22 protein-coding genes are annotated in these 24637 nt (G+C 71.9%); 11 read left to right on the forward strand and 11 right to left on the reverse strand.

The features are described 5' to 3' along the window. Window positions 1-61: 61 nt before the first annotated feature. From deoC to PVK37_RS25475, 6 genes are read right to left on the reverse strand one after another with little or no spacing between them, the layout of a single operon-like run. Window positions 62-730: a deoxyribose-phosphate aldolase gene (gene deoC / locus PVK37_RS25450; protein WP_275030337.1), complete on the reverse strand. Its 669-nt coding sequence runs from the start codon at window positions 728-730 to the stop codon at window positions 62-64. Further along, window positions 727-2511: an SUMF1/EgtB/PvdO family nonheme iron enzyme gene (locus PVK37_RS25455; RefSeq protein WP_275030338.1), complete on the reverse strand. Its 1785-nt coding sequence runs from the start codon at window positions 2509-2511 to the stop codon at window positions 727-729. The genes deoC and PVK37_RS25455 overlap by 4 nt, the downstream gene beginning before the upstream one ends. After that, window positions 2508-3431: a ribokinase gene (locus tag PVK37_RS25460; RefSeq protein ID WP_275030339.1), complete on the reverse strand. Its 924-nt coding sequence runs from the start codon at window positions 3429-3431 to the stop codon at window positions 2508-2510. Before PVK37_RS25460 ends, PVK37_RS25455 begins: the two co-directional genes overlap by 4 nt. Further along, entirely contained in the window at window positions 3428-4285 is an 858-nt protein-coding gene (locus PVK37_RS25465) for a carbohydrate ABC transporter permease (RefSeq protein ID WP_275030340.1), read from the reverse strand. The genes PVK37_RS25460 and PVK37_RS25465 overlap by 4 nt, the downstream gene beginning before the upstream one ends. Continuing rightward, window positions 4282-5226 (reverse strand): carbohydrate ABC transporter permease, encoded by a 945-nt coding sequence (locus PVK37_RS25470; RefSeq protein ID WP_275030341.1) that lies wholly within the window; start codon window positions 5224-5226, stop codon window positions 4282-4284. The genes PVK37_RS25465 and PVK37_RS25470 overlap by 4 nt, the downstream gene beginning before the upstream one ends. An 8-nt stretch (window positions 5227-5234) precedes the next feature. Further along, window positions 5235-6557 carry an ABC transporter substrate-binding protein gene (locus PVK37_RS25475; protein ID WP_275030342.1) on the reverse strand — a complete coding sequence of 441 codons (1323 nt, stop codon included), beginning with the start codon at window positions 6555-6557 and terminating at the stop codon, window positions 5235-5237. 738 nt (window positions 6558-7295) lie between these two features. Between PVK37_RS25475 and PVK37_RS25480 the strand changes: the two genes are divergently transcribed. Genes PVK37_RS25480 through PVK37_RS25490 form a run of 3 tightly spaced genes read left to right on the forward strand, consistent with a single transcriptional unit; the run spans window position 7296 to window position 10787 of the window. Beyond that, complete coding sequence (locus tag PVK37_RS25480; RefSeq protein WP_275030343.1) at window positions 7296-8771, forward strand: FAD-dependent oxidoreductase; 1476 nt, start codon at window positions 7296-7298, stop codon at window positions 8769-8771. After that, window positions 8768-9661: a cyclase family protein gene (locus tag PVK37_RS25485; protein WP_275030344.1), complete on the forward strand. Its 894-nt coding sequence runs from the start codon at window positions 8768-8770 to the stop codon at window positions 9659-9661. The genes PVK37_RS25480 and PVK37_RS25485 overlap by 4 nt, the downstream gene beginning before the upstream one ends. A gap of 10 nt (window positions 9662-9671) precedes the next feature. Further along, window positions 9672-10787: a Gfo/Idh/MocA family protein gene (locus PVK37_RS25490; protein ID WP_275030345.1), complete on the forward strand. Its 1116-nt coding sequence runs from the start codon at window positions 9672-9674 to the stop codon at window positions 10785-10787. A 78-nt stretch (window positions 10788-10865) separates the two neighbouring features. Here PVK37_RS25490 and PVK37_RS25495 read toward each other — a convergent pair whose 3' ends face one another. From PVK37_RS25495 to PVK37_RS25515, 5 genes are read right to left on the reverse strand one after another with little or no spacing between them, the layout of a single operon-like run. Then, complete coding sequence (locus PVK37_RS25495; RefSeq protein WP_275030346.1) at window positions 10866-11561, reverse strand: ABC transporter ATP-binding protein; 696 nt, start codon at window positions 11559-11561, stop codon at window positions 10866-10868. Next, on the reverse strand, window positions 11506-12330 hold the full coding sequence (locus PVK37_RS25500) for an ABC transporter ATP-binding protein (RefSeq protein WP_275030347.1): 825 nt from the start codon (window positions 12328-12330) through the stop codon (window positions 11506-11508). The genes PVK37_RS25495 and PVK37_RS25500 overlap by 56 nt, the downstream gene beginning before the upstream one ends. Continuing rightward, the gene (locus PVK37_RS25505) at window positions 12327-13205 is read right to left on the reverse strand and encodes a branched-chain amino acid ABC transporter permease (protein WP_275030348.1); all 879 of its coding nucleotides are present in this window, start codon (window positions 13203-13205) and stop codon (window positions 12327-12329) included. Before PVK37_RS25505 ends, PVK37_RS25500 begins: the two co-directional genes overlap by 4 nt. Before the next feature lies 1 nt (window position 13206). Next, the gene (locus tag PVK37_RS25510; RefSeq protein ID WP_275030349.1) at window positions 13207-14091 is read right to left on the reverse strand and encodes a branched-chain amino acid ABC transporter permease; all 885 of its coding nucleotides are present in this window, start codon (window positions 14089-14091) and stop codon (window positions 13207-13209) included. Between the two features lie 7 nt (window positions 14092-14098). After that, on the reverse strand, window positions 14099-15265 hold the full coding sequence (locus PVK37_RS25515; RefSeq protein ID WP_275030350.1) for an ABC transporter substrate-binding protein: 1167 nt from the start codon (window positions 15263-15265) through the stop codon (window positions 14099-14101). Window positions 15266-15855: 590 nt separating this feature from the next. Between PVK37_RS25515 and PVK37_RS25520 the strand changes: the two genes are divergently transcribed. Genes PVK37_RS25520 through PVK37_RS25555 form a run of 8 tightly spaced genes read left to right on the forward strand, consistent with a single transcriptional unit; the run spans window position 15856 to window position 24635 of the window. After that, entirely contained in the window at window positions 15856-17118 is a 1263-nt protein-coding gene (locus PVK37_RS25520; protein WP_275030351.1) for an ABC transporter substrate-binding protein, read from the forward strand. Continuing rightward, the gene (locus PVK37_RS25525) at window positions 17115-18530 is read left to right on the forward strand and encodes an aldehyde dehydrogenase family protein (RefSeq protein ID WP_275030352.1); all 1416 of its coding nucleotides are present in this window, start codon (window positions 17115-17117) and stop codon (window positions 18528-18530) included. Before PVK37_RS25520 ends, PVK37_RS25525 begins: the two co-directional genes overlap by 4 nt. 30 nt (window positions 18531-18560) lie before the next feature. Then, the gene (locus tag PVK37_RS25530) at window positions 18561-19277 is read left to right on the forward strand and encodes an SDR family NAD(P)-dependent oxidoreductase (protein ID WP_275030353.1); all 717 of its coding nucleotides are present in this window, start codon (window positions 18561-18563) and stop codon (window positions 19275-19277) included. Continuing rightward, window positions 19274-20170 carry a branched-chain amino acid ABC transporter permease gene (locus PVK37_RS25535; RefSeq protein ID WP_275030354.1) on the forward strand — a complete coding sequence of 299 codons (897 nt, stop codon included), beginning with the start codon at window positions 19274-19276 and terminating at the stop codon, window positions 20168-20170. The genes PVK37_RS25530 and PVK37_RS25535 overlap by 4 nt, the downstream gene beginning before the upstream one ends. Beyond that, window positions 20167-22185, forward strand: coding sequence for a branched-chain amino acid ABC transporter ATP-binding protein/permease (locus tag PVK37_RS25540; RefSeq protein ID WP_275030355.1), 2019 nt, complete (start codon window positions 20167-20169; stop codon window positions 22183-22185). The genes PVK37_RS25535 and PVK37_RS25540 overlap by 4 nt, the downstream gene beginning before the upstream one ends. Beyond that, a complete protein-coding gene (locus PVK37_RS25545; protein WP_275030356.1) occupies window positions 22109-22807 on the forward strand; it encodes an ABC transporter ATP-binding protein in 699 nt (232 codons plus the stop codon). The genes PVK37_RS25540 and PVK37_RS25545 overlap by 77 nt, the downstream gene beginning before the upstream one ends. A 10-nt stretch (window positions 22808-22817) precedes the next feature. Continuing rightward, window positions 22818-23849, forward strand: a complete 1032-nt coding sequence (locus PVK37_RS25550) for an LLM class flavin-dependent oxidoreductase (protein ID WP_275030357.1) — start codon at window positions 22818-22820, stop codon at window positions 23847-23849. 27 nt (window positions 23850-23876) lie between these two features. Continuing rightward, window positions 23877-24635, forward strand: coding sequence for a FadR/GntR family transcriptional regulator (locus PVK37_RS25555; protein WP_275030358.1), 759 nt, complete (start codon window positions 23877-23879; stop codon window positions 24633-24635). The last annotated feature ends 2 nt before the right edge of the window (window positions 24636-24637 follow it).

Consider the following 24637-nt stretch of genomic DNA (forward strand, 5'->3'; position numbering starts at 1 on the left):
ACCGGGTAACTCTAGCAACCCGGCCGGGCAGCGGAACCCGCCGAGCCCGGCCCCCGCCCGGTCAATACGACACCCCCGGTCGGCTCTCGACCCCGATGATCGACAGCCCCGCGCTGGTACCGACCAGGTCGGCGCCCGCGTCCAGCAGTTCACGTACCTGACCGGCGCTGGTGATGCCCCCCGACGCCTTCACCCTGATCCCGGCGGGCACCCGGGCACGCAGGTACGCGATGTCGGCCGGTGTCGCCACGCCCGCCGCACCGCTGCTGGCGTTCTTGACCCAGGCGACCCCGGCCTCGACGGCCAGGTCCACCGCGACGTCCCGCTCCCGCTCCGACAGCCGGGGCAGCTCCAGCATCACCTTGATCGGCACGTCCACGGCGCGGACCACGGCGGCGATGTCGTCGCGGTACTCCCGGTACCGGCCACTGCGCAGATAGCCGATGTGCACCCCGATGTCGATCTCGTCGACGCCGGCCCGCGCCAGGGCACGCGCCTCGGCAACCTTCCCCTCGGTCGTCGTCGCCCCGAAGGGGAAGTCCAGCGCCGACGCCACCTTCACGCCGGTCCCGGCGAGGGCGGCGCGGGCGTCCGGCACCCAGATCGCCGCGACCATCGCCGCGTCGAAGCCGTACTCGACGGCCTGCCCCCAGTGGCGGGCCATCTCCTCGGCGTCGGTGCCGATGTCGATCAGTGTGTGCTGGATGTAAGGGGCCAGGTCTGTGGTCATGGTGATTCTCCGGGAAGGTCTACGGCGCAACGGAATCCGACCGTCGCGCACCGGTCGAGGGCGGGCCAGGAGAGCACGAACTTGGTCGTCCACTGCGGTGGCCGGAGGCCGCCGTCGGCGTACCACTCCGAGCCCTCGGCCTCGAAGTCGGCACCGCCCTTGATGACGCAGGAGCGGGTGTGTCCGTCCGAGGAGTGGTCGCCGGTCCACTCCCAGACCCGTACCCGGCCGTGACCGGCCCGCCCCGACTCCAGGGCGTGCTGCCACTCGGCCTCGGTCGGCAGCCGGGCGCCGTGGAACGCGGCGTAGGCGGCGGCGTCCTCCGGGTCCACGTGGACCACCGGTTCGGGGCCCTGCTCCGGCGCCGGACCGTCCAGCGACGGCCAGTGCCGCAGGAAGTTCTCCGGCGAGGCCGGTCGGTAACCGGAGGCGTCGAGGAAACGCCGGTACTGGTCGTTGGTCACCGGCGCGGCGTCGATGGCGTACGCCGTCAGGCTCACCCGCCGGGTCTCCGTGACGACCTGGTGCAGCTCGGGAAAGGCCACGTCGACCAGCGGCGCCGGACCGTAGGTGCCCGACTCGCGCAGCCGGTAGCGCACGTCGAGATCCCGTTCGACACCGGGGAAACGCACCCGGTCCCCGGCGTCGGGGGCCGACCCGGCGAGGAAGGCGGCGATGCCCCGGGCCGGGATCGTGCCGGCGAGCATCCCGTCCGGCCAGGGCGCCCCGGTCAGCAGCTCGACGCCGTGTTCGCCATCGGCCAGCCGCTCGGGAACCAGCGTTCCGTGGACCGCCTCGTCGGTGGCGTTCACGATCGTCCAGAGCCGGACACCCGGTGCCTGCCAGCGGCTGGCGTACACGCCGTCCCGGGCGGTCGCCACGAACGGCGTCCACTCCCCCGTGGCGAACAGCCGGCCCCAGCCGCGCCAGACCGTACGCATCGCGCGCAGCATCGCCCGGTCCGTCTCCCGCCACGGATTCCACGAGCCGAAGACGTTCTCCCACACCACGACACCCGCGCCGTTGAGCCAGGCCAGATGCAGCTCGCCGGTGTGGTCGCGGTGCCAGCGGCGTACCAGGTGCTGCATCTGGCGCGGCTCGAACCACTTGTTGCGGAGCAGGTGCGGCCCGGGTGTCTCCGGCGGCCACTGCACCCACGAGATCTGGTGGTCGAACACCCGCTCCAGCGGCACCACGTGCTCCGACTGCAACACCACCGCGTCACCCAGCCGTTCCCGCAGCCCCGTCGCCGCCTCGCCCAGCGTGTCCAGGAAGACCCCGTCCGCGCCGACCTCGCGGACCAGCTCGGCCAGCGCGTCCAGCTCGCCGGCCGGCTCGGCGCGGGTACCGGTGTCCCACGGGTTGTAGTCGAGGATCACCCGCACCCCGAGTGCCCGGCACCGGTCCACCACCGACCGGAGACCCGCCAGCCCACCGGGCACCTGCCGGTAGAAGTCGAACTGGTTGCGGTCGTCGACGCCGATGCGCGGGTACGCGTGCCAGAGCACGACCGCGTCGAAGCCGCCGAACTCGGCGCGTGCCGTGGCGAGGTACTCCTCGACGGTGAACCGCCCGGTGGCGGCGTCGTAGAAGTCCTCGTCCCAGAGCATGACGACGCCGCAGACGAAGGACCGGGCGGCCCAGGCGAGGGCGGGGCTGGTGTAGCGGGCACCGTCGTAGCCGACCGCTCGCCGGGCGTCCGCGCGCCAGGCGCGCAGGTCCCGGTGCCAGCGTTCCCGGTCGGCGGGATCCGAGGGCATCGGTGGCAGGTCGGGGATCATCCGGTTCCCTCCAGCAGTCGGGCCAGCGGCAGGTCGGCGCGGTGGGCGAGCGACGGGACGACCTCGGCCGTGGCCACGCTGAAGGTGCCCGCCGAGACGGCGAGCCGCACCGCCTCCCGGACCGGTACGCCGGACGCCACCGCCGCCGCGAGCGCCCCGGTGAAGGCGTCCCCCGCGCCGGTGGTGTCCCGGACCCGGACCGGGGCGGGGGCCGGCACCCGGTACCGTTCGGTCCCGTCGTCCACGAGCGCCCCCTCCGGGCCGAGGGTGATCACGATGGTGCCGTCGCACCGGTCCCGCAGCCGGTCGGCGAGCACCCCGGCGGGGGTGTCGGCGGGGCTGCCGGTCAGCGCGCACGCCTCCGGCCGGTTGGGTGTCAGGATCGACACCCGCCGCAGGACCTCCGCCGGCAGCGGGGCCGGCGGGGCCGGGTTCAGCAGCGTCCGCACCCCGGCCGCGTGGGCCGCCGCCAGCACCGCGGCCGCCACCTCGGCGGGGATCTCGAGCGACACCACGCAGAGGTCCGCCCCGGCGAGCCGGGCCGCGAACGGCGCGACGTCGGCGGTGTCGAGGGCCGCCAGTGCCCCGGGCGCCACCACGATCCGGTTGTCGCCCGAGGGGTCGACGAGGATCACACCGAGCATCGTCGGGCCGGCCTTGGTGCGTACCGCCGTGGTGTCGATCTTCTCGTCGGCCCACAGCCGCCAGGCGCGCTCCGCGAAGGAGTCGTCGCCCACCGCGGTGAAGAGGGTGACCTCGACGCCCAGGCGGCTCGCGGCGACGGCCTGGTTGGAGCCCTTGCCGCCGGGGCTGATGCGCGCCTCGCCGGCCAGCAGCGTCTCGCCCGGCCCGGGAACGGCGGAGGTGGCGATGGTGATGCCGGTGCCGTACCCGCCGGCGACCGCTACCCGGCCCGTCACTTGACCGCCCCGCCCAGCAGGCCGCGGACGATGTGCCGCTCCGCGAAGATGATCACGAGCAGGGCCGGTACGCAGCTCAGCAGCCCGAAGCCGAGCAGTTGCCCCCAGGAGATCTGACCGACCTGCCCGATGAAGGTGTACAGCGCGACGGTGACCGTGTAGCGCGAGGGGTCGCTGAGCAGGATCAGCGGGTTGAGGAAGTCGTTCCAGGACATCAGGAAGACGACCAGTACGACGCTGACCATGCCCGGCCGGGTGAGCGGGACGATGACGTGCCGCAGGATGCGCCACTCACCGGCACCGTCGATCCGGGCGGCCTCCTCGGTCTCGTGCGGCACCTGGCGGATGAACGCGACCAGCATCCAGATGCTGAAGGCCGAGGCCGGGATGGTCTGCGCCAGGGACACGGCGAGGAGGGTGTCGATGAGGTCGAGCTGACGGAGGATCAGGTAGAGCGGGATGATCACGACGATCCCACCGACGACCTGCGCGACGCGCACCCAGCCCCGGACCACCGTGACCACCGCGTTGTGCTGCCGGGCCAGCACGTACGCGGCGGGCACCGAGACGGCCATGGTCATCGCGATCGTCATGGCCGCCACGGTCGCGCTGTTGCGCGCGTTGACCAGGAAGTTGGTCTGGTCGAGGGTGTTGTTGAACAGCAGCTGCCGGTAGTTGTCCAGGGTGGGATCGCGGGGCAGCAGGGTGGCGAAGCCGCCGTAGATCTCCCCGAGCTCCTTGAGCGACCCCGACAGCATGTACGCCAGGGGGTACAGCGTGAGCCCGACGAAGAAGACGACCCCCACGAGGATCACGAGCCGGTGGCCCAGGCGCTTACGGGACCGGTGCCTCATCCTTTCCGCTCCTCACGAAGGCTGATGTAACGGGAGACCAGGAAGGCGATCAGGATGACGGCCAGGATCACCGTGCCGGTGGCGGCGGCGCGGCCCGGCAGTCCCCGGGTGAGGTCGTAGTAGCCGTAGACCGACGGGACCAGCAACCCGGCCGAGCTGACGCTGCCCAACTGCCCGCCGAACAGCGCGAAGAACAGTTCGAAGGCGAGCATCTGCGCCGCGAACGACAGCGGCAGGATCGCGGCGAGCGCGCCCCGGGTGGCCGGGAAGGTCACGTACCGGAACCTGCCCAGCGGCCCGGCCCCGTCCAGGGTGGCCGCTTCCAGCAGCTCGTCCGGCACGTTCTGGATCGCGGCGAGCAGGAACAGCGTCGCGACGGGCAGCGCCATCCAGACCGCCGGAATGGCGATCCAGAACCACTTCAGGGACGACGACGGCAGGAACTCCGGCTCCCGGACCAGGCCGAGCGACGTGAGCAGGCCGTTGACGCTGCCGGTGCTCGGGTCGTACAGGTAGCGGAAGACCTGCCCGACGACCACCGGAGCCACCGCCATCGGCAGCAGCACGATCGTGCGTACCACCCGGCGGAACGGGAACTCCTGGTTGAGCAGCATCGCCTGCAGGTAGGCCAGGGTGTAGGTGGTGACGACCACGACGGCGGCGATGACCAGCATCAGGGTCAGTCCCTGGACGAAGGCCGCGTCACCGAAGATGCTGACGAAGTTGTCCAGCCCGACGAAGCGGGTCCGGGCGACGCCGTAGACACCGCCGGTGCGCTCGTTGGTGAAGCCGAGCCAGATCCCGCGGCCGATCGGATAGACCCCCAGCACGAGGGCGAGCAGCACGACCGGGATCAGCATCGCCAGGGCACCCCGGCGGACGCCGGAGCGCGTGGGCGCGCGCTCCGGCTTCGCCTGGGTGGGGACGGGGACGGTGGACACCGGTACGCCTAGCTGCCGGCTGCGGCCCGCACTGCGGCGGTACCGTCCTTGTTCACGACCTGCGCGAACCTGTCGTACGTCGAGGTGCCCTTGAGCACGGCGAACATCGCCGGGTTCCAGACCTTGCCGAGCATCGGCACCCAGCCCGGGCAGTAGGGCTGTCCCTGGAGTTCGGCCGTCTCGGCGATGGCCGCGTCCCAGTAGTCCTTGCCGTTGGTGCTGGACCTCAGCACGTCGAGGGCCGCCGTGTCGGGCGGGAGCTGCCCGGCCGCCTGGTTGATCTTCGCGATGTTCTCCGGCTTGCTCCACCACCTGAGGAACTCGGCCGCGGCCTCCTTGTTCTTGGCCGCCGCCGGGATGCTCAACGTCTGCGCCGCGCCGGAACCCAGGTTCGCCTGCGGGCCCTTGACGAACGGCATCGCCGCCCACTTGACCTTGGCGCCCTTGACGGTCGGGATCTGCGTACGTGCCCAGGCGCCCCGGATCAGCATCGCGGCCGACCCGGTCATGAAGTTGGCCACCACGTCGCCGTCGACGCCCTTCGGGTCGGCGATCTTCCTGCTGAACAGGTCGGTGAGGTAGTCGATGCTCGCCCTGGTGCCGGGGTCGTTGGCGTCGATCGTGAAGGTGTCGCCGTCCTTCTTGATCGGTGCCGCGCCGGCCTGCCAGGCCAGGCCGTTCTTGAACAGGATCTCGCCCGCCTGCCAGTTCGCCGACAGCCCGTACATCCCGTCACCCGGCTTGCTGAGCCGGGCGGCCGTGTCGCGCAGTTGGTCCCAGGTCCACCGGTTGTCGAGGGTGGCCGGCTGGATGCCGTTCGCCGTGAACAGTTCGGTGTTGTAGTAGATCAGCGGTGTCTCGGTCTCGAACGGCATGCCCAGCACGCCCTTGGTGGGCGAGGTCAACGATGACAGTGTGCCCGGGATGATGTTCTTCCAGCTGTCCTCCGGCAGCAGCGTCTTCAGGTCGGTGAGCAGGCCGTTCTCGCCCCACGGGATGAGACCGGCGTCGTAGTAGTGGAACAGCTCCGGCACGTCGCCGCTGGAGAAGGCGACGGTCATCTTGCTGTCGATGGTGCCCCAGCTCTGCTGGACGTACTGGACCTCGATGGTCGTGCTCTGCGCGTTGAACGCGTCGATGATCTGCCGGGCGGCGGCCAGTTCGTCCTGGAGGAAGAACAGGCCCATCAGGCGTACCCGGGTCTTGCCGCTGCTGGTGGTGGTGCCGTCCGAACCTGAGTTGCCGCAGGCGGCGAGGCCGACGGCGGCGGCGCCCAGCGCCCCGGCCCGCAGGAGGTGCCGGCGGCTCAGGCCGCCGAGGGACTCGGTCATGTCAAGGGGCTCCCTGTCTGGAGGATTCAGGCGATGTCAGTCGATGGCCGGCAGGCGGCCGGAGCGGCCCCGGCAGGGTGTTCACGGCGTCGGTGGCCCGGCGGAGGGGTCGGGTGGCCCGGCCGGGTGGCGGCCGGGCGCTGTGGTGAACGGGGTCGGCGTCGGGCCCGGGTGGTCGTGGTCCGTCCCGTCGAGGGGCTCCCGCACGCTCCAGCCGGCCAGGCCGCCGAGGGGCGGCGACGGGTGCTGCGGCGTCCTGCCCCCTCGGCGGGTGGCAACTGCCGGATCGTGCACATGGGCGGGGCCCTTCATCATCGGGGGGACGGTCCCGGGGCGATTCCGGTCGCCCCTAGGGTCCCGAGGCTCTGAAATCGATTTCTCGGACCATAGTGGCGGGCGTGCGGGCTGTCAACGCCCTTCGCGACGCGGCCGCCCGCACCGCGTCTACCCCCTCGTGACCTCGTCTGATCGATCCGATCCGGGCGGCATCGCAGGCCCGGCCCCCGGATGGCGTCAGCCGCCGCGACCGGCACCGAGTGAGGGCCATATCCTGCAATCGGTTTCTCAGCCGGACGACCACCGACCACCTCGGCGCCGATCCGGCAGAACGACCCCGGCCGGGCCGTCGGCCCGGCACACGCCGACCTCCGGGTTCTTCCATATTATGGAAGCTCTTTGTGCCTGGCGGGAACGCTGTTATGGTCACCTGACCAGGTCGGCAGCGGCGGAGGGGGCACCATGGACGCTACGGACGAGGTGTACGACGTCATCGTGGCCGGTACCGGGGCCGCCGGGCTGGCCGCGGCGCTGACCGCCATCGACACCGCCCGCGAGCTGGCGACCGGGGACCTCAGCGTCCTCGTCGTCGACCGGGCCCCCCGGGACCACGCCGGTGGAAACAGCTTCTGGAGTACGGCAGGGTTCCGGATGCCGGACACCACCCGGGTCAACGACCGGTTCGTCGAGTCGTTCGCCGCCGTGGGAGTGACCGCCCCCGACTACGTGGCCCGGCTGGCCGCCGACGCCCCGGCGGCGTTGCAGTGGCTGGCCGGCAAGGGCGTCCGGTTCCGGCCCCCGCGGATCTTCCTCACCTCCGACGACCCGAGGATCTCCCCCGAGGGTCAGGGGGCCGAGATCGTCACCGCGCTCCGCCGCGAACTCGAACGGCACACCAGTGGCGTGTTCTACGAGCGGGACGGCCAGAGCCACGCCGCCGGGGTCGAGATCCGGTACGCCACCGAGGCCACCGACCTGGTCCGGGACGACGACGGCACGGTGGTCGGGATGACGCTGCGCGGCCCCGACGGAGAGGTCCGCTCGGTACGGGCCACGGCGGTGGTCCTCGCCACCGGCGGGTTCGAGGGCAACCCGGAGATGATGCGCCGGCACGTCGGCTACGTCGTGCCCACCATCTGCCGGGGCGGGTCGTACAACACCGGGGCGGGCATCACCATGGCGCTGGCCGCCGGGGCCCGCCGCACCGGGCGGTGGGACAACTTCCATCCGCTCCCGGCCGACCCGCGCAGCGCCGGCGGCGACCGGGGACTGCTCACCTTCGCCGCCATCATGGAGACCGTCCCGTACTCGATCATGCTCAACCGCAAGGCCGCCCGGTTCATGGACGAGGGCGTCACGACGATGGACCTGCTCTACGACGAGGTGGGCCGGGCCGTGCAGGCCCAGCCCGAGCAGATCGCGTACGCGGTCTTCGACGCCAAGACCGCGGGCCTGCCACAGTGGCGGGAGGCGGTCTCCCGGGACCTGCTCGACGAGCCGTACTCGGCGGCGACGATCGGGGAACTCGCCGCCCAGCTCGGCATCGATCCCGAGGCGGCCCGGGAGACGGTGGCGGCGTACAACGCGGCGGCACCGGACGGTGGCGCGCGGTTCGACGCGATGCGCCCCGACGGGCTGCGTACCGCCCCGGGGCTCACCCCGGCGAAGTCCAACTGGGCGCAGCGCGTCGACACCGCCCCGTTCTACGCGTTCCCGGTGACCTGCGCCAACGTCTTCACCATGGGCGGCATCGGCACCAGCCCGGCGGCCGAGGTGGTCACCGAGGCCGGTGATCCGATCCCCGGCCTCTACGCGGCCGGCGAGATGACCGGGCTCTACCAGGCCAAGTACGTCGGCGCCACGTCGTACCTGCGGTCGCTGGTCTTCGGCCGGATCGCCGGCCGCAACGCCGCGACACGGGCGTTGGGCCTCGGGTGACCCCCGCCGAGGCCCTGTACCAGCGGCTACGGGCCGCCGCGCCCTGGGGGCCGGCCGACGAACGCGGCACCGTCAACCACGTCACCCCCGAACGAGTGGCGCGGGCCGCCGCGCTGGTACGTACCGGGCGGGTGGTCTCCGCCGCGCACGACCTGGACACCCGGCAGTCGGCCAAGAACTACCGGCCGGTGGTGCACCGGATGCTGTTCAAACGGTTCGCCGGCGGCGTCACCGTCACCGACGAGCTGACGGTCGCCCCGCACTCGTTCACCGTCACGCACCTGGACGCGGTGGCGCACAGCAACTTCGCCGGAACCGTCTACAACGGACGGTCCGCCGACGCGGTCACCACCGAACGCGGCCTGACGTTCGGATCCGTCCACGTGCTGCGCGACGGCATCGTGACCCGGGGGGTGCTGCTCGACGTGGCGGCGGCGACCGGCCGGCCGTGGCTGTCCCCCACCGACACCGTCGGGGTGGCCGAGCTGGAGCGGGCCGAACGGCACGCCGGGGTACGCGTGCGACCCGGCGACGCGCTGCTGGTCCGGGTCGGCCTGGCCGCCCGGGAGCGGGCCGAGGGCCCCGAGGACGTCACGGTACGCGCCGGGCTGGACCTCGACGCGGTCGAGTGGCTGTTCACCAGGGGCGTGGCCGTCTACGGCGGCGACTGCTTCGACCAGTTGCCGACGCCCCCCGAGGTCGGTTGTCCGTGGCCGCTGCACCAGGTCGGGCAGGCCGGCGGCGGGTTGGTGCTGCTGGACAACGTCGACGTCGAACCGCTCGCCGTGGCCGTCCGCGAGGAGGGCCGCGCCGAGTTCCTGCTCGTGCTCGCGCCGTTGCGGCTGCCCGGCGGCACCGGCTCCCCCGTCAACCCGTTGTGCGTGTTCTAGGAGGCGGCTCATGAAGCCACGATTGTGTGTGATCGGTGCCGGGACGTTCGGCGAGATGCATCTGCGGGCCGGTCTCCAGCTCACCCGGGAGGGGGTGGCCGACCTGGTGGGGTTCGCCGACACCAACCCGGAGCTGGTCCGGCTGCGCGAGGAACGGTACGGGATCAAGGGCTATCCCGATCTCGACACCATGCTGGACGCCTGCCGGCCGGACGCGGTGACCATCGCGACCCCGGACTTCCTGCACCGCGACCTGGCCGTGGCGTGCCTGGAGCGGGGCATCCACGTGCTCACCGAGAAGCCGATGGACACCTCGGTCGCCGGCTGTCTGGACATGATCGACGCCGCAGAGCGGGCCGGCTGTCTGCTCCAGGTGGACTTCATGAAGCGCAAGGACCCGTACCACCTCGACCTGGAGCGCCGGGTCCGCACCGGTCAGGTCGGGCAGGTGCTGTACGGGTACGCCTGGTTCGAGGACAAGATCGAGGTACCGACGAAGTGGCTGTCGAGCTGGGCGGCGCGGTCCGACCCGGCCTGGTTCCTCGGGGTGCACCTGTTCGACCTGGTCGGCTGGATCGTGCGGGGTCGGGCCGTGCAGGTCTCGGCGACCGGCGCGAAGGTGAAGCTGCCCACCCTCGGGATCGACACGTACGACTCGATCCAGACCCGGGTGGTCTACGACACCGGGGCCAGCTTCACCTTCGACCTGGCCTGGCACTTCCCGGAGGGCGGCGAGGCCCTCGTGCACCAGGGCATCAAGCTGGTCGGCAGCGAGGGCTGGATGACCGTGGACAGTCAGGACCGGGGTGCCCGGGGGTGTGTGGCCGGGCCGACCGCCGTCGGGGTCGGCGCGGACCGGGGGCAGGACGCGGCCCGGATGTTCACCCCGAACCTGGGGCTGTTCCAGGCCGACCAGGACCCGTCCGGTGGCGAGTGGTACCGGGGGTACGCCATCGACTCGATCGCCGAGTTCGGCCGCAACGTGCACTTCCTGGCCAACGGGGGTTCGCTGGCCGCGCTGGAGGGGCGGTACCCGTCCGGCGCGGACGGCCTGGAGGCGACCAGGGTGGCGGTGGCCGTGCACGACAGCCTCGACGCCGGTGGTCAGGTCATCTCGCTGGGCTGATCCGCCCCGACGACGGAAACCGCCCCGCTCGGTACGAGCGGGGCGGTTTCCGTCGTGCTGCGGCGACCTTGCCGGTCGTCAGCCGAGGTAGGCGGAGCGGACCTCGTCGGTGTCCATGATCTCCCGGGCCGGTCCGCTCAGCACCACCTCGCCGCGGCGCAGCACGTAGGCGTGACCGGCGATGTCCAGCGCGGCCTGCGCGTTCTGTTCGACGAGCAGGGTGCCGATGCCCGACCCGGCGATGGTGGCGACCGCGTCGAGGACCACCTCGGCCATCCGGGGCGACAGCCCCATCGACGGCTCGTCGAGCAGCAGCATCTTCGGGTTGGTCATCAGCGCCCGGCCCACGGCCAGCATCTGCTGTTCCCCGCCGCTGAGCGAACCGGCCCGCTGGGTGCGGCGCTCCTTCAGGCGGGGGAACAGCTCGTACACCCAGGTGAGCAGTTCCTCGTCCCGGCCGCGCCGCGCGAACCCGCTGAGCCGCAGGTTCTCGGTCACGGTGAGCGGGGCGACCACCATCCGGCCCTCCGGCACCAGGGCCAGCCCCATCCGCACCACCCGGTGCGGGGCGGTGCGGGTGATGTCCTGGCCGTCGAAGACGATGGTGCCCCCACCGGCCGGGTGCAGGCCGGCGATGGTGCGCAGGGTGGTGGACTTGCCGGCGCCGTTCGCCCCGATCAGGGCCACCACGCCGCTGGCCGGTGCCGCCAGGGTGACGTCACGAACCGCTTCGATCTTCCCGTAGCGTGCCGAGATGTTCGTCAGTGTGAGCATGTGCCCTGCCTAGGTATGCCTCGCGGACGGACTGGTCCGCCACGCACTCGTCGGGTGGGCCGCTGATCAGGAGTTTGCCGAAGTCCATCACGGCGGCCTGCTCGCAGTAGCGCAGCACCAGGTCGATGTTGTGTTCGATGAGCATCAGGGTGAGCCCGTCGTCGCGCAGTTCCACGAGCAGGTCACCGAGGTGGCGGGACTCGACGGTGTTCATGCCGGCGGTGGGTTCGTCCAGCAGCAGCAGGGTCGGGTCGGTGGCCAGGGCCCGGGCGAGTTCGACCCGCCGCTGCTCGCCGTAGGGCAGCGCGTCGGCGCGTACCGTCGGGTCGCCGGTCAGGCCGACCCGGGCGAGCAGCGCGCGGGCCTGGTCCTCGCTGCGTCGCCGTTCGGCCCGCTCGGACGGCAGGAAGAAGGCGGCGCCGAACGCCGTCGACCTCCGGTGGGTGTGCAGGCCGGCCAGCACGTGGTCGAGGACGGACAGTCCGGTGAACATGCGCAGGTTCTGGTAGGTGCGGGCGATGCCGAGCCGGCCGACCTCGTAGGTGGGTTTGGCGGTGATGTCGGTGCCGTCGAAGGTGACCGTCCCGGAGTCGGCGCGCAGGAACCCGCTGACCATGTTGAGCACGGTGGTCTTGCCGGCCCCGTTGGGTCCCATCAGGCCGACGATGGAGCCGCGCGGCACGTCCAGGTCGAGGTGGTCGACGGCGGTGACGCCGCCGAACCGTTTGGTGAGGCCGCGTACGGACAGCAGCGGCGGGGTGCCGGTCATGACGTCTCCGTCGCCGGGGTGGGGGCGGGTCGGCGGCGGCCGGGCAGCCGCCAGTTCCGGCCGGGGTCGACGATGCCCCGGGGCAGGAAGATCATGATGATGATGATCACGACGCCGCGCAGGATGTCGTCCACCACGGCGGGCGCCACGCTGCGGCTCAGCTCCGGGATGAGGGTGAACACGGCGGCCCCGACCACCGCGCCCGCCCAGTGGTACGCGCCGCCCAGGACCACTGCGGCCAGCATCAGGAACATGACCGTGGTGGAGTAGGTGTCCGGGTTGATGTACTGCACCACGTTCGCCATCATCACGCCGGCCAGGCCGCCGATCGCGCCGCTGACCACCATCGCGAACCGCTGCACCCGGGCGGGTTTGATGCCCAGGGTGGCGGCGACGGCGGCGTCCTCCCGGACGGTCTCGCAGGCGATGCCGATCCGGGACCGCCGGATCCGGGCCAGGAACAGGCAGGTCAAGGCGAGGACGACCAGCAGCATCCAGGTGGGGGTCTGGCGCAGCACCACCCGGCCGTTGGCCCCGCCGGTCAGCGGGTCGAGGTTGAGTACGAAGACCCGGGTGATCAGCACCAGGGCGATGGCCGCGAGGGCCACCCAGTGACTGGTCAGCCGGAGCAGCGGGAACGACACCACGAAGGCGCAGACCGCGCCGGCCACCGCGCCGATCACCAGCACCAGCGTCACCGGCAGGCCGACGGTCACCTGGAGGTACGCGCCGAGGAAACCGGCGACGGCGGCGAAGGTGACCGAGGCGAGGCTCAGCACGCCCGTCCACATCGCCACGAAGGTGCTCAGCGCGAACATCGCGTTGACGATCGCGAAGTCGAGCACGCTGCGGTAGGAGGTCAGCAGGCTGGACATGTCACACCCTCAGTTCCTGGCCGCCGAAGATGCCCTGCGGCCGGACGAAGAGGAAGAGGATGAGCAGCCCGAACGCGAAGGCGTCCCGGAAGGACCCGGAGACGTACTGGGCGCCGAGCACCTCGGCGAGACCGAGCACCAGACCGGCCAGCGCGGTACCGCGGATGTCGGTGAAGCCACCGATGATGACCGCGGCGAACCCCTTCAGCAGCAGGTTCTCCCCGAGCAGGAAGGACACGTTGGAGGTGGCGGCCCCGGCGAGCACGGCCGCCAGGCCGGAGATCGCCGAGGCCAGGAACGCGGTGGCGATGAAGACCGAGCGGGAGGCGACGCCGCTGAGCGTCGCCCCCTCGGCGCTGTGGCCGACGGCCCGGATCGCCGAACCCCAGCGGGCCCGGTTGAGGAACAGGTAGACGCCGACGACGAGCAGGGCCGCCACCGCGATGTTGACGATCTGGATGGTCGGGATGGCGAACTCGCCGATCCGGACCAGGCCGGCCGGGTAGCTGCCCGGCGGGAACCGGTCGACCTGGCCCTGGGTCGCCCGGGAGGCGATCACGGTCAGGATCTCCAGCGCCCCGATGGTGGTGATGATCGGGCCGAGGAAGCCGCCGCCGCGTTTGCGCAGCGGCTGGGTGGTGACCTGGTCGACCAGCGCGCCGATCGCGCCGGCCGCGAGGACCCCGACCATCACCACCAGGACGAACGGCAGGGGCTGCGCCTTGACGGTGGTGAGGGCGATCAGGGCGCCGCAGCTGGCGACCATGCCGAAGGCGATGTTGAACACGCCCATCGTGCTGAAGACGAGTCCGAAGCCCACGCCGAACATGGCGTAGATGGCACCGAGGGCGATGCCGTTGACGAGTTGTTCTCCGAAGACGATCACCGGCCGTTCACCCGGCCGGCTGCCAGAGCTGCTGCTTGCCGCCCGGGCCCCACTGCACGAACTCGAACCGGTCGCCCTGGGCCTGCCCGTTGGTCATGGTGATGGTGCCGACCAGCGAGTCGAAGGAGGTGACCTTGCTCAGCGCCTGGGCGAGGCTCTCCCGGGTGGGGTTGTCGCCGGCCGCCTTGAGCGCGTTGGCGATCAGGTAGACGGCGGTGTACCCCTGCACGGCGTCGTTGATCGGTGCCTCGCCGTACTTGGCGGTGTACCGCTCGACGAACTTCTTGCCGGCCGGGTCGTCGGTCAACGGGGTGAACGGCGCGGCGTAGACCAGGCCGTCGAGCGCGTCGCCGGCCACGTCGTGGTACTGCTGGGTGCCCATCACCACGTTGCCGAGGATCTGGCCGGTGTAGCCGCGGTCGCGTAGCGCGCGGATGAACGGCGCGGCGGTGGCGCCGAGCATGCTGTCCACGACGAGGTCGGGTTTCGCGCCGGACACCTGGGTGGCGACGCCGTTGAAGTCGGTGTCCTTGCTGCCGGTGTCGACGACGGTCACCGGGATGCCCTTGGCGTCGAAGACCGACTTCCACACGTCGGACTCGGCGCGCATGCCGTCGTTGTCGGCGGTGCGGACGATGACCACGGTCTTGGGCTGGAACACCTCGATGGCCTTCGCCGCGAGTTGCCCGTTGCCGCCCTCGGGGGTGTCGTTGAGCAGCGCCGACCGGTAGATGTAGGGCGGTTCGGGCAGGCCGGGCAGGACCGCGGTGGTGATCACCAGGGGCAGCTTGGCCTGCTGGAAGAGCGGCTTGAGGGCACCGGCGACGCCGCTGAGGCTGCAACAGGCGACGGCGAGCACGTTCTGGTCGCCGAAGAACTTGTTGGCGGCGCTGACCGAGGGCGCGGCGTCGGCCTTGCCGTCCTCCTCGACCATCTTCAGGGTCTTGCCCTCGCCGAGGAAGCCGCTGGCGTTGATGTCCTCGACGGCCATCCGGGCGGCCTGTACGCGGGGTACGGCGGTGGCGATCTGGGAGCCGGTGGCGTCGGTGATGTAACCGATCGTGTAGGTGTCGCCGCCGCTCCCGGAGGATTCGTCGGCGCTCTCGCCGCATCCCGCGACGAGCAGAGTGATCGTGGTGAACGCGGCCAGGGCCGCGGCGTGGTTCCGCCTCATCGGGTTGTCCCCTTGCTCGACGGCGAGTACTCGGGTGTCAGGTGCGCAGCGCGGGCTGCCCCGGGTGTTCGTGGCTCCGCCGGTGCTGGACGCGAGGTGCGGGGCGGAGCGATTGGGGGAGCATGCCCCATGACGTTTGACATCGCAATACCCTTCCGCCATACGGCAAGAGTGAGACCGTAAAGCACCGTTTCGCGGCTTTATGCGCGACTCGAAGCTCAGCAACCCCGCCGTGAACGGAAGTGGTTCCCATCTATCGGAAGGGTCGCAGGAGCTTCGATGGCCGCCGCCCCCGCCGAAACAATCCGTTGACAGCGGCAGAATTTTGTTGGAATCATCATGAGGAACAGCAGGAACCACGGGCCCTTGGCCCATCCCCGGTTCCCGGTCGTCGGAGTGTGAGTCCGACGGCGGCGTGCCCGGAGCTCTTCTCCCCGGCCGCACCACCCCGACACCCCCGACACCCCACACCCCGCCGGCCACCCGCATCGACCGGGTCCCGGCGGCGTCGACCTCAGCTTCGCCAATCGCCGTCGTCGAGCCGGCCGCTGACGCGTACCCGGCTCCCGTGCAACCGGGTGGGACCCCTCATGAACGAACTCCGCGCAACATCCCGTGGTCGCGACAACACACCGGCCCGTCACCGCCGTGCCCTGCTCACCGTCGGCGTCGTCGCCGCCCTCGTCACCGCCGTCGCCGGCTGCGGCGCGGACGGCGGCGACAGCGCCGGTGGCGAACAGGTCAGCGGCGGCAAGCTCGCCGCCGGCACCTACACCTTCGGGTACGTCACCGAGGAGACCGGCACCCTCGCCTTCGCCGGCAAGCCGGCGCTGTCCGGGGCGCAGCTCGCCTTCAAACAGGCCAGCGACAGCGGGGAACTGGGCGAGGGCGTCAAGTTGGAGCTCCTCACCGAGGACAGCGCCGGCGACCAGGCCAAGGCGATCGCCGCCGTGGACCGCCTGGTCGCCAACCAGAAGGTCCTCGGCCTGCTGTGCTGCACGTCCTCCACCGTCACCGGCGCGATCATGCCGATCGTCGACCGTCGGGAGGTGCCCACGTCGATCACCTCGGCCGTGCTGCCGTCGGCCACCCACGGCGCGGCCATGTACCGGGTCAAGCCCCAGCTCGCCGACTTCTACTCGGCGATCCTGCCGCCCGCCCAGAGCGCGTTCGCCCCGAAGACCGCCGTGGTCACCCGGACCACCGACAACGACGGCATGGCGCAGACCGCCGACGGGCTCACCGAGAAGCTGAAGCAGTCGGGCGTCACGGTCACCGTGGTCGACCTGCTCAGCACCGACAAGGACATGAGCGGGCTGGCCACCCAGATCATCCAGGTGAACCCGGACGTGGTGTTCCACGCCGAACTCGCCTCCACGATGGCCCTGTCGATCCGGGAACTGGTCGACCGGGGGTACACCAAGCCGCAGTTCGGCACCGACGCGATGGGCTCCCAGGCGACCTTCGAGGCCGCCGGCCCGGCGGCGGTCGGCGTCCCCTTCCCGATCACCTACTTCCCCGACAGCGACGACCAGGCCACCAAGGACTTCGTCGCCGCCGCGGCCTCGCTGGGCAGCCCGCCGCCGGTCTTCGCCGCCGAGGGCTACAGCGCCGCCCGGCTGCTCATCGAGGGACTCAAGAAGGCCGCCGAGCAGGTCGGCGACGGCGACCTGGACCGCAAGGCCCTCGCCGCCGGACTCGACGCGGTCGAGACGCTGACCGTGCCACTCGGCACCATCACCCTGAACGACCAGCACCAGGGTGCCGTGGAGAAGCCGTTCCTGCTCCAGTTCGACCCCGCCGGCAAGCTCGTCGAGTGGGACGGCACCGCCGCCGGACGGCTCAAGCCGTGACCGCAGCCCCGATCGTCCGCGAGGCCAACTACGTCGACGGCCGCTGGGTACCCCCGGCGGCCGGGCGGAGCCTCGACGTCGAGAACCCGTACACCGAAGGCGTCGCCGGACGGGCGCCGCTCAGCGACGCCACCGACGTGGCCGCCGCCGTCGCCGCCGCCGACCGGGCGTTCGACACCTGGTCGGCGACACCCGGCCCGGAACGGGCCGGGCACCTGCGGGCCCTGCACCGGGCGGTCGCCGACCGCGTCGAGGACCTCGCCGCGACCTGGACCGCCGAGGTCGGCATCCCGCTGACCGCCGCCCGCGCCGCCACCGCCGGGCTGCCGCTGACGGTGCTGGCGCAGATGGCCGACCTCGCCGAGAGCGCGGAGGCCGACCAGACGTCGGGACGGACCATCGTCTCCCGGGTGCCGATCGGCGTGGTCGGGGCGATCACCCCGTGGAACTACCCGCTGTCCCAGCTCGCCATCAAGACCGCGACCGCCCTCGCCGCCGGGTGCACGGTGGTCGCCAAGCCGAGCGAGATCGCGCCGCTGTGCGCGTACGCCTTCGCCGACATCGTCGACTCCGTCGGCCTGCCGCCCGGCGTGTTCAACCTGGTCGGCGGGGACGGACCCGCGGTCGGCGAGGCCATCGCCGGCGACCCCCGGGTACGGGCGGTGTCGTTCACCGGTTCCACCGCGACCGGCCGCCGGGTGATGACGCTCGCCGCCGGCAACCTCGCCCGGGTCTGCCTGGAACTGGGCGGCAAGTCCGCCTCCCTGGTCCTCGACGACGAGGTGCTGGAGCAGGCGGTCCGCGCCACCGTGGCGAGCTGCCTGCGCAACGGCGGCCAGACCTGCACCGCGCTGACCCGGCTGGTGGTGCCGCGCCGGCTCGCCGACCGGGCCGTGGCGGTCGCCGCCGACGAGATGGGCCGGGTGGTCGCCGGCGATCCGACCGACGAACGCACCACGCTCGGCCCGTTGGTCTCGGCCCGGCAGCGGGCCCGGGTGCTCGACTTCGTGGCCGGCGCCGACGCCGACCCGGTGTACCGGGGCACCGTGCCGGACGGCAGCGGCCACTTCGTCGCGCCCACCCTGTTCCGGCGGGTCGACCCCGGGTCCCCACTGGCCCAGGAGGAGATCTTCGGCCCGGTGCTCGCGGTGCTGGAGGTGGCCGACGAGGACGAAGCCGTCCGGGTCGCCAACGGCACCCCGTACGGCCTCGCCGCAGCGGTCTGGCACGGCGACCACGAGCACGCCCTGGCCGTCGCGCGCCGGATGGTCGCCGGCTCGGTGACGGTCAACGGTGGCGCGTTCGACGCCACCGCCCCGTACGGCGGGCTCCGGCACTCCGGCCTCGGCCGGGAGCTCGGGCAGGCCGGTATCGACGAGTTCCTCGAAGCACGCGCGATCTTCCGGGCATAGCGCACCCCACCGGACACAGGAGGCGAAGCGATGGGTCAGGACCGAAGTCTCGACGGCGTCACCGCGCTGGTCACCGGAGCCGCGCGCGGCGTGGGCAGGGCCGTCTGCCAGCGTCTCGCCGGCCTCGGCGCCCGGGTGGTCGGCACGGACGTCCTGCCGGTCGGCGACGACGTCGGCTGTGCCGTCACGGTACGGGCCGACCTCGCCGACCCGGACGACTGCGCGAAGGTCGTCGAGGCCGGGCAGGGGGCCACCGTCGTGGTCAACTCCGCCGGTCTGCTCCGGCCGCAGGCCCTGGAGGACATCTCGGTGGCCGACTTCGACCACGTGATGGCGGTCAACCTGCGGGCCACCTTCCTGGTCTGCCAGGCGTTCGCCCCGGTGATGGCGGCCGGCGGCTGGGGGCGCATCGTCAACTTCTCCAGCGTCAACGCGCACACCGGCGGCACCACCTCGGCACCGTACGCGGCGGCCAAGGCCGGTGTGCTGGGCCTGACCCGGGCCCTGGCCAAGCAGTACGCCCGCCAGGGGGTGACGGTCAACGCGATCGCCCCGGCGGCGGTCGACACCGAACTGAACGCGTTCCTCACCCCGGAGGGCCGGGCGCAGGTCGAGGCGGCCGTACCGGTCGGCCGGTTCTCCACCCCGGAGGAGTTCGCCGGGGTGGTGGCCTTCCTGGTCGGCGACTCGGCCGGGTTCATCACCGGGCAGACCATCGACGTCAACGGCGGATGGATCATGAGATGAGCCTGTTGCTCCAGCAGATCTGCAACGGCATCGCGATCGGCGCGGCGTACGGGCTGTTCGCGATGGGGTTCGGCCTGACCTTCGCCACCCTGAACGTGTTCAACGTGGCGATGGGCACGGTGGCCACCTGGGGTGCGATCGTGGCGCTGTTCGGGGTCTCCACCCTCGACCTGCCGCTCCCGGTCGCCGGCGCGCTGGCCGTGGTCGTCATCGGGGTGCTCGGCGTGGTCATCAACCAGGTGTGCGTCGAGCCGATCCGGCGTCGCCGCGACGGCGAGTTCTTCGGGGTGCTGCTGACCACCATCGGCGCCTGGATCGTGCTGCTGAACCTCGCCACCATCGCCACCGACGCGACCTTCCAGTCGTTCCCGCTCGGTTCCTTCCCGCGCGGCTACCACGACGTGCTCGGGGTGACCCTGTCGAGCATGCAGCTGATCACCATCGGCGCCGCCGCGGTGCTGGGGGTGGTGCTGTACGTCTTCGTGCACCGGACCCGCGCGGGCACCACCATCCGGGCGGTCGGCGCGGACCCGCGCTCGGCCAGCCTGGCCGGCATCAACCCGCGTCTGGTGCTGGTCGGTACCGCGTTCCTGTCCGCCGCGATCGTCGGTTTCTCCGGGCTGCTGTACTCGGTCACCACCAACAACGTCTCCTTCGAGATCGGCGAGAACCTGCTGCTCAAGGGGCTGGCCGCGGTGATCGTCGGCGGGTTCGGCGACATGCGCGGGGCGCTGCTCGGCGGGCTGCTGATCGGGCTGAGCGAGACGCTGAGCGCCCAGTACGTCTCGACCAGCTTCCGGGACGCCATCAGCTTCGGCCTGCTGCTGCTGTTCCTGCTGGTCCGTCCGCGTGGCCTGATCGCGCCCCGGCAGTACGCCCAGGCGGCGTCGTGATCGAGAACCTGTTCGCCCAGTACGGGACGATCGCCCAGATCGCGCTCATCTACGCGATCCTCACCCTCGCCGGTTTCGCCGCGCAGTGGGCCGGCCTGCTGAGCCTGCTGCCGGTGCCGGTCGCCGCGCTGACCGGATACTGCGGGGCCATCCTGGTCGAGCACGTCACCGACGTACCGGCGGTGGTGGTGCTGCTCGGGGCCGCGGTGCTCGGCGGGGCGGTGTCGCTGCTGCTGTCCTATCCCCTGCTGCGGCTGCGCAGCCACTGGATCGCGCTGGCCACCATCGCGCTGCTGCTGGTGACCCGGGTGGTGGTGCTCAACGTGCCGGCCACCGGCGGCGCGCAGGGCATGCCGGTGTGGCAGCAGACCGGCTGGGTCCACACGCTGGTGATCCTCGCGCTGGCGGCGTGGTGGCTGGCCCGGATCCGGCGGTCCCGGCTCGGCCTGGCCACCGAGGCGGTCCGCGCCGACCTGGACGTGGCGGGCTCGCTCGGGGTCGACCCGACCGCGATCCGCCGCATCGCGATGGTCAACAGCGGTGCCCTCGCCGGCCTGGCCGGGGTGCTGCTCGCCAACACCCTCCAGTACATCGGGCCCACCACCTACTACCTGGACCTGGGCTTCACCATGCTGGCCGCGCTGGTCCTCGGTGGACGTTCGCACTGGATCGGGGCGATCGTCGGCGCGGTGGTCTTCACCGCCATCCCGCAGGTGTCGACGAAGCTGCTCACCCACGGCGAGCACCTGCTCAACGGGGTTGCGCTGATCGCCATCATGCTCTTCCTGCCGGGCGGCCTGTTCGAGCCGGGCCGGCGGGCCCGGCGGCTCGGTGCCCGCGCGGCCCGCCGCGAGGCGGAGACCGAGGCGGAGACGACCGAGACCGCAGCTCCGCCGGACACCGCAGCCGCCAGCCGGCTGGACGGGGTGGCCGAGGCGCTGACCGGCGGCGACGCGGGCGCCGAGCCCGGCCGGCGCGACAGGGACAGCACCGACGCGGACACCGAGGCCGGCACGCGCAACGGCGACCGCATCGACGCCGCCGACGACGCGGCAACCCGGGCCGGCACCGACCACCCGGCCGCCGGGGCGGCGTCCCGGCCGGCGACCACCGCCACGCCACGCCCGGCGGCGGCCGGCGGCGGGGCGGTCCGGGCCGACGCCGACCCGGCGGCGCCCCCCGCGGTCGAGGTGACCGGGGTCGGCAAGAGCTTCGGCGGGGTCGCCGCCGTCGACGACCTCACCCTCACCGTGCCGACCGGACGCGTCCTCGGCATCCTCGGCCCGAACGGGGCCGGCAAGTCGACGGCGATGGACCTGATCGCCGGCAACCAGCGGGTCGATCAGGGCACCATCCGCATCTTCGGCCGCGACGTGACCCGGGCCCCCGCCCACCAGCGGGTCCGCACCGGCGGCATCGCCCGCACCTACCAGGAGGTACGGCTGTTCGACGGCCTCACCGTCCTGGAGAACATCATGGCCGGGGCGTACGTGCGCCGGAACTCGCGGGCCTGGCAGGCGGTGGCGCTGCTGCCGACCGAACGTCGGGAACGCCGGGTGGCCGAGGAGCAGGCCCGGGAGCTGATGGACCGGGTCGGGGTGATCGGCCGGCCCGACCAGTACGCCGGGACGCTCTCCTACGCCAACCAGCGGCGGGTGGAGATCGCCCGCGCGCTGGCGGCCGGGCCCCGGCTGCTGCTGCTGGACGAGCCCACCGCCGGCATGCACCACCACGGTTCCGCGGCGGTCGGTGAGCTGGTGCACCGGCTGCGCGACGACGGACTGACCCTGGTGCTCGTCGAGCACAACATGCGGTTGATCAAGGACTACTGCGACCAGGCCGCGGTGATGAGCCTGGGCACCCTGCTCGTGCAGGGCGACCCCGCTACCTGCCTGGACGACCCTCGGGTGAAGGAGGCCTACCTTGGCAAGCGCTCCGATGCTGAGCGTGTCCGCGCTCTCCTCGAACTACGGAAACATCCGGGCGGTGCGCAACGTCAGCCTCTCGGTCGCTGAGGGGCAGCTCGTCACCCTGCTCGGCGCGAACGGCTCGGGCAAGTCGACGACGATGAAGACGATCGCCGGCTTCCACCGGCCGGTCACCGGGACCGTGCTGTTCGACGGCACCGACATCACCGGCTGGCCGACCCACCGGGTGGTCCGGGCCGGGCTGGCGTTCGTCCCGGAACGGCCGACGTCGGTGCTGCTGCCGCTGACCGTGGAGGAGAACCTGCGGCTGAGCGGGTACGCCGGTCGGGGTTCGTTCGACGAGCTGCGCGACCGGGCCCTGGAGGTCTTCCCCAAGCTGGCCGACCGGCGGCGGCAGGTCGTCGGGTCGATGAGCGGTGGCGAGCAGCAGATGGTGGCCGTCGCCCGGGGCCTGATGACCAACCCGAAAATGCTGCTGATCGACTCGCCGGTGATCGGCCTGTCGCCGGCGATGGCCGACACGGTCTACGAGGCCATGGTCCGGCTCAACCAGCTCGGCATCACGATCCTGTTCATCGAGCAGAGCGCGGCGGTCGCGCTCGTGCTCGCCGACCACGCCTACATCCTCAACCGCGGCGAGAACGTGCTCAGCGGCGAGACCGAGGTGCTGCGCGAGTCCACCGACCTGATCAACACCTACCTGGCCTGAGGAGTACCTGATGAAGATCAGCTTTGTCACCAGTGCGTTCGGCACGGTCGACGGCCAACGACGCTTCGACATGCCCAGCTTCGTCACCGAGTGCCAGGCCGCCGAGCAGGCCGGCTTCTACGCCGCGTACACCGGGGAGCGGCGCGGACGCGGGCCGGCGTCCGGCCAGACCGCGGTCACCTTCAACCCCGACCTGCTCTGCATGTACGGGCTGGCGCACACCTCGTCGCTGGTGTTCGGCACCCACATCACGCTGCTGCCGCTGCACCACCCGGTCCGGGTCGCGCAGGACGCCACCCTGGTCAACGCGATGTTCCCCGGCCGCTACCGGCTGGGGCTGGGGGCCGGGTACACCACCGACGACTTCCGGGCCTTCGGCGTCGACCTGTCCGAGCGGGGCCGACGGATGACCGAGGGACTCAAGGCGATCAACGCCTACCGGGAGGGCCGCAATCACGAACTCGCCGGGGGATGGCAGGGCGTGGTGCCCGACCGCGACCCGGCGCTCGGTGACGACCCGCTGGAGATCTACCTCGGCGCCTGGTCCCGACCGGGCGTGCGGCGGGCGGCCCGGTACGGCGACGGCTGGTACACCGGCCCGATCCGCACCGTCGCCGCCGAGGCGGAGCTGGCCCAGGTCTACCGGGACGAGTGCGCCAAGGTGGGCAAGGAGCCGAAGGTGATCCTGATGCGGGAGGCCGGCCTGGGCGTCACCGACGCCGACGCCCGCGCGGTGCACGGCGACCTCCTGCTGGAGTACGCGCGGATCTACTGGTCCCGGGGCGGCACGTACGATCCACAGTGGGATCCGTGGGTGGGCCGGGTCGAGAAGGCCGAGGACATCACCCTGGACATGGTGATGCCGGACCGGTTCCTCTGTGGATCGATCGACACGTGGCTGGACACGATCGCGGGATGGAAGGAGACCATCCAGCCCGACGAGATCATTCTGCGGCTGCGGTACTTCTACGGGCCCTCCCTGGAGACCGCGATCCGCGAGATGGACCTGATCGGCAAGCACGTGATCCCCGCCCTTGCCTGACTCCCCCTCGTGAATCGAGTCCTCTCCATGACGCACCCATCCGACCAGCCGGTGGTCTGGTCCCGCCGCACCGGCAAGGTCTCCGACGTCGTCGCCATGCGGATCGTGCAGGACATCGTCGCCCGCGCCCTGCCGCCGGGCAGCCGGCTGCCCGGCGAGCCGGCGATGATGCAGCAGTACCAGGTGTCCCGCTCGTCGCTGCGGGAGGCGCTGCGCATCCTGGAGGTGGAGGGACTCATCGCGGTCAAGACCGGGCCCGGCGGCGGGCCGGTCGTCCGCAAGGTCAGCAGCCGGGACTACGGGCGGATGAGCAGCCTGTTCTTCCAGATGGAGCAGGCCCGGCTGGCCGACCTGGTGGCCGCCCGGCAGGTCATCGAGCCGGTGCTGGCCCGGCTGGCCGCCGAGGTGCGCAGCGAGGCCGACTGCGCGCGGCTGGCGTCGGTGGTGGAGGCCGGGCAGTGCCCACCGACCGGCGAGACCCCGGACAGCGCGGTGGCGATCACCGAGTTCCACGAGGTGGTGGTCGACCTGGCCGGCAACCCGGTGCTGGGGTTGTACGCCAACGCGCTCAAGCACATCTTCACCGACCGGGTCGTCGGTAGGGTCTTCCCGCCGGAGTCGCAGGACCGGGCCCGGGACGCGCACGCCCGGATCGCCGCCGCGATTGTCGCCGGTGACGGCGCGAAGGCCGAGCAGTCGATGCGGGAGCACCTGGCGGACTTCGCGTGCAGCTACCGGCAGAACTACCCCGGGCTGCTCGACGAGGTCGTGAGCTGGGCCATCTGACT

Origin of the sequence: Micromonospora cathayae (genome assembly GCF_028993575.1) — a bacterium.
Taxonomy (GTDB): Bacteria; Actinomycetota; Actinomycetes; order Mycobacteriales; family Micromonosporaceae; genus Micromonospora; species Micromonospora cathayae.

Bases quoted from the DNA above. Each gene is read 5' to 3' on its own strand.
- deoC (WP_275030337.1), bottom strand. From the start codon at position 730: ATGACCACAGACCTGGCCCCTTACATCCAGCACACACTGATCGACATC.
- PVK37_RS25455 (WP_275030338.1), bottom strand. From the start codon at position 2,511: ATGATCCCCGACCTGCCACCGATGCCCTCGGATCCCGCCGACCGGGAA.
- PVK37_RS25465 (WP_275030340.1), bottom strand. From the start codon at position 4,285: ATGAGGCACCGGTCCCGTAAGCGCCTGGGCCACCGGCTCGTGATCCTC.
- PVK37_RS25475 (WP_275030342.1), bottom strand. From the start codon at position 6,557: ATGACCGAGTCCCTCGGCGGCCTGAGCCGCCGGCACCTCCTGCGGGCC.
- PVK37_RS25480 (WP_275030343.1), top strand. From the start codon at position 7,296: ATGGACGCTACGGACGAGGTGTACGACGTCATCGTGGCCGGTACCGGG.
- PVK37_RS25490 (WP_275030345.1), top strand. From the start codon at position 9,672: ATGAAGCCACGATTGTGTGTGATCGGTGCCGGGACGTTCGGCGAGATG.
- PVK37_RS25495 (WP_275030346.1), bottom strand. From the start codon at position 11,561: ATGCTCACACTGACGAACATCTCGGCACGCTACGGGAAGATCGAAGCG.
- PVK37_RS25500 (WP_275030347.1), bottom strand. From the start codon at position 12,330: ATGACCGGCACCCCGCCGCTGCTGTCCGTACGCGGCCTCACCAAACGG.
- PVK37_RS25505 (WP_275030348.1), bottom strand. From the start codon at position 13,205: ATGTCCAGCCTGCTGACCTCCTACCGCAGCGTGCTCGACTTCGCGATC.
- PVK37_RS25515 (WP_275030350.1), bottom strand. From the start codon at position 15,265: ATGAGGCGGAACCACGCCGCGGCCCTGGCCGCGTTCACCACGATCACT.
- PVK37_RS25520 (WP_275030351.1), top strand. From the start codon at position 15,856: ATGAACGAACTCCGCGCAACATCCCGTGGTCGCGACAACACACCGGCC.
- PVK37_RS25530 (WP_275030353.1), top strand. From the start codon at position 18,561: ATGGGTCAGGACCGAAGTCTCGACGGCGTCACCGCGCTGGTCACCGGA.
- PVK37_RS25535 (WP_275030354.1), top strand. From the start codon at position 19,274: ATGAGCCTGTTGCTCCAGCAGATCTGCAACGGCATCGCGATCGGCGCG.
- PVK37_RS25545 (WP_275030356.1), top strand. From the start codon at position 22,109: ATGCTGAGCGTGTCCGCGCTCTCCTCGAACTACGGAAACATCCGGGCG.
- PVK37_RS25550 (WP_275030357.1), top strand. From the start codon at position 22,818: ATGAAGATCAGCTTTGTCACCAGTGCGTTCGGCACGGTCGACGGCCAA.
- PVK37_RS25555 (WP_275030358.1), top strand. From the start codon at position 23,877: ATGACGCACCCATCCGACCAGCCGGTGGTCTGGTCCCGCCGCACCGGC.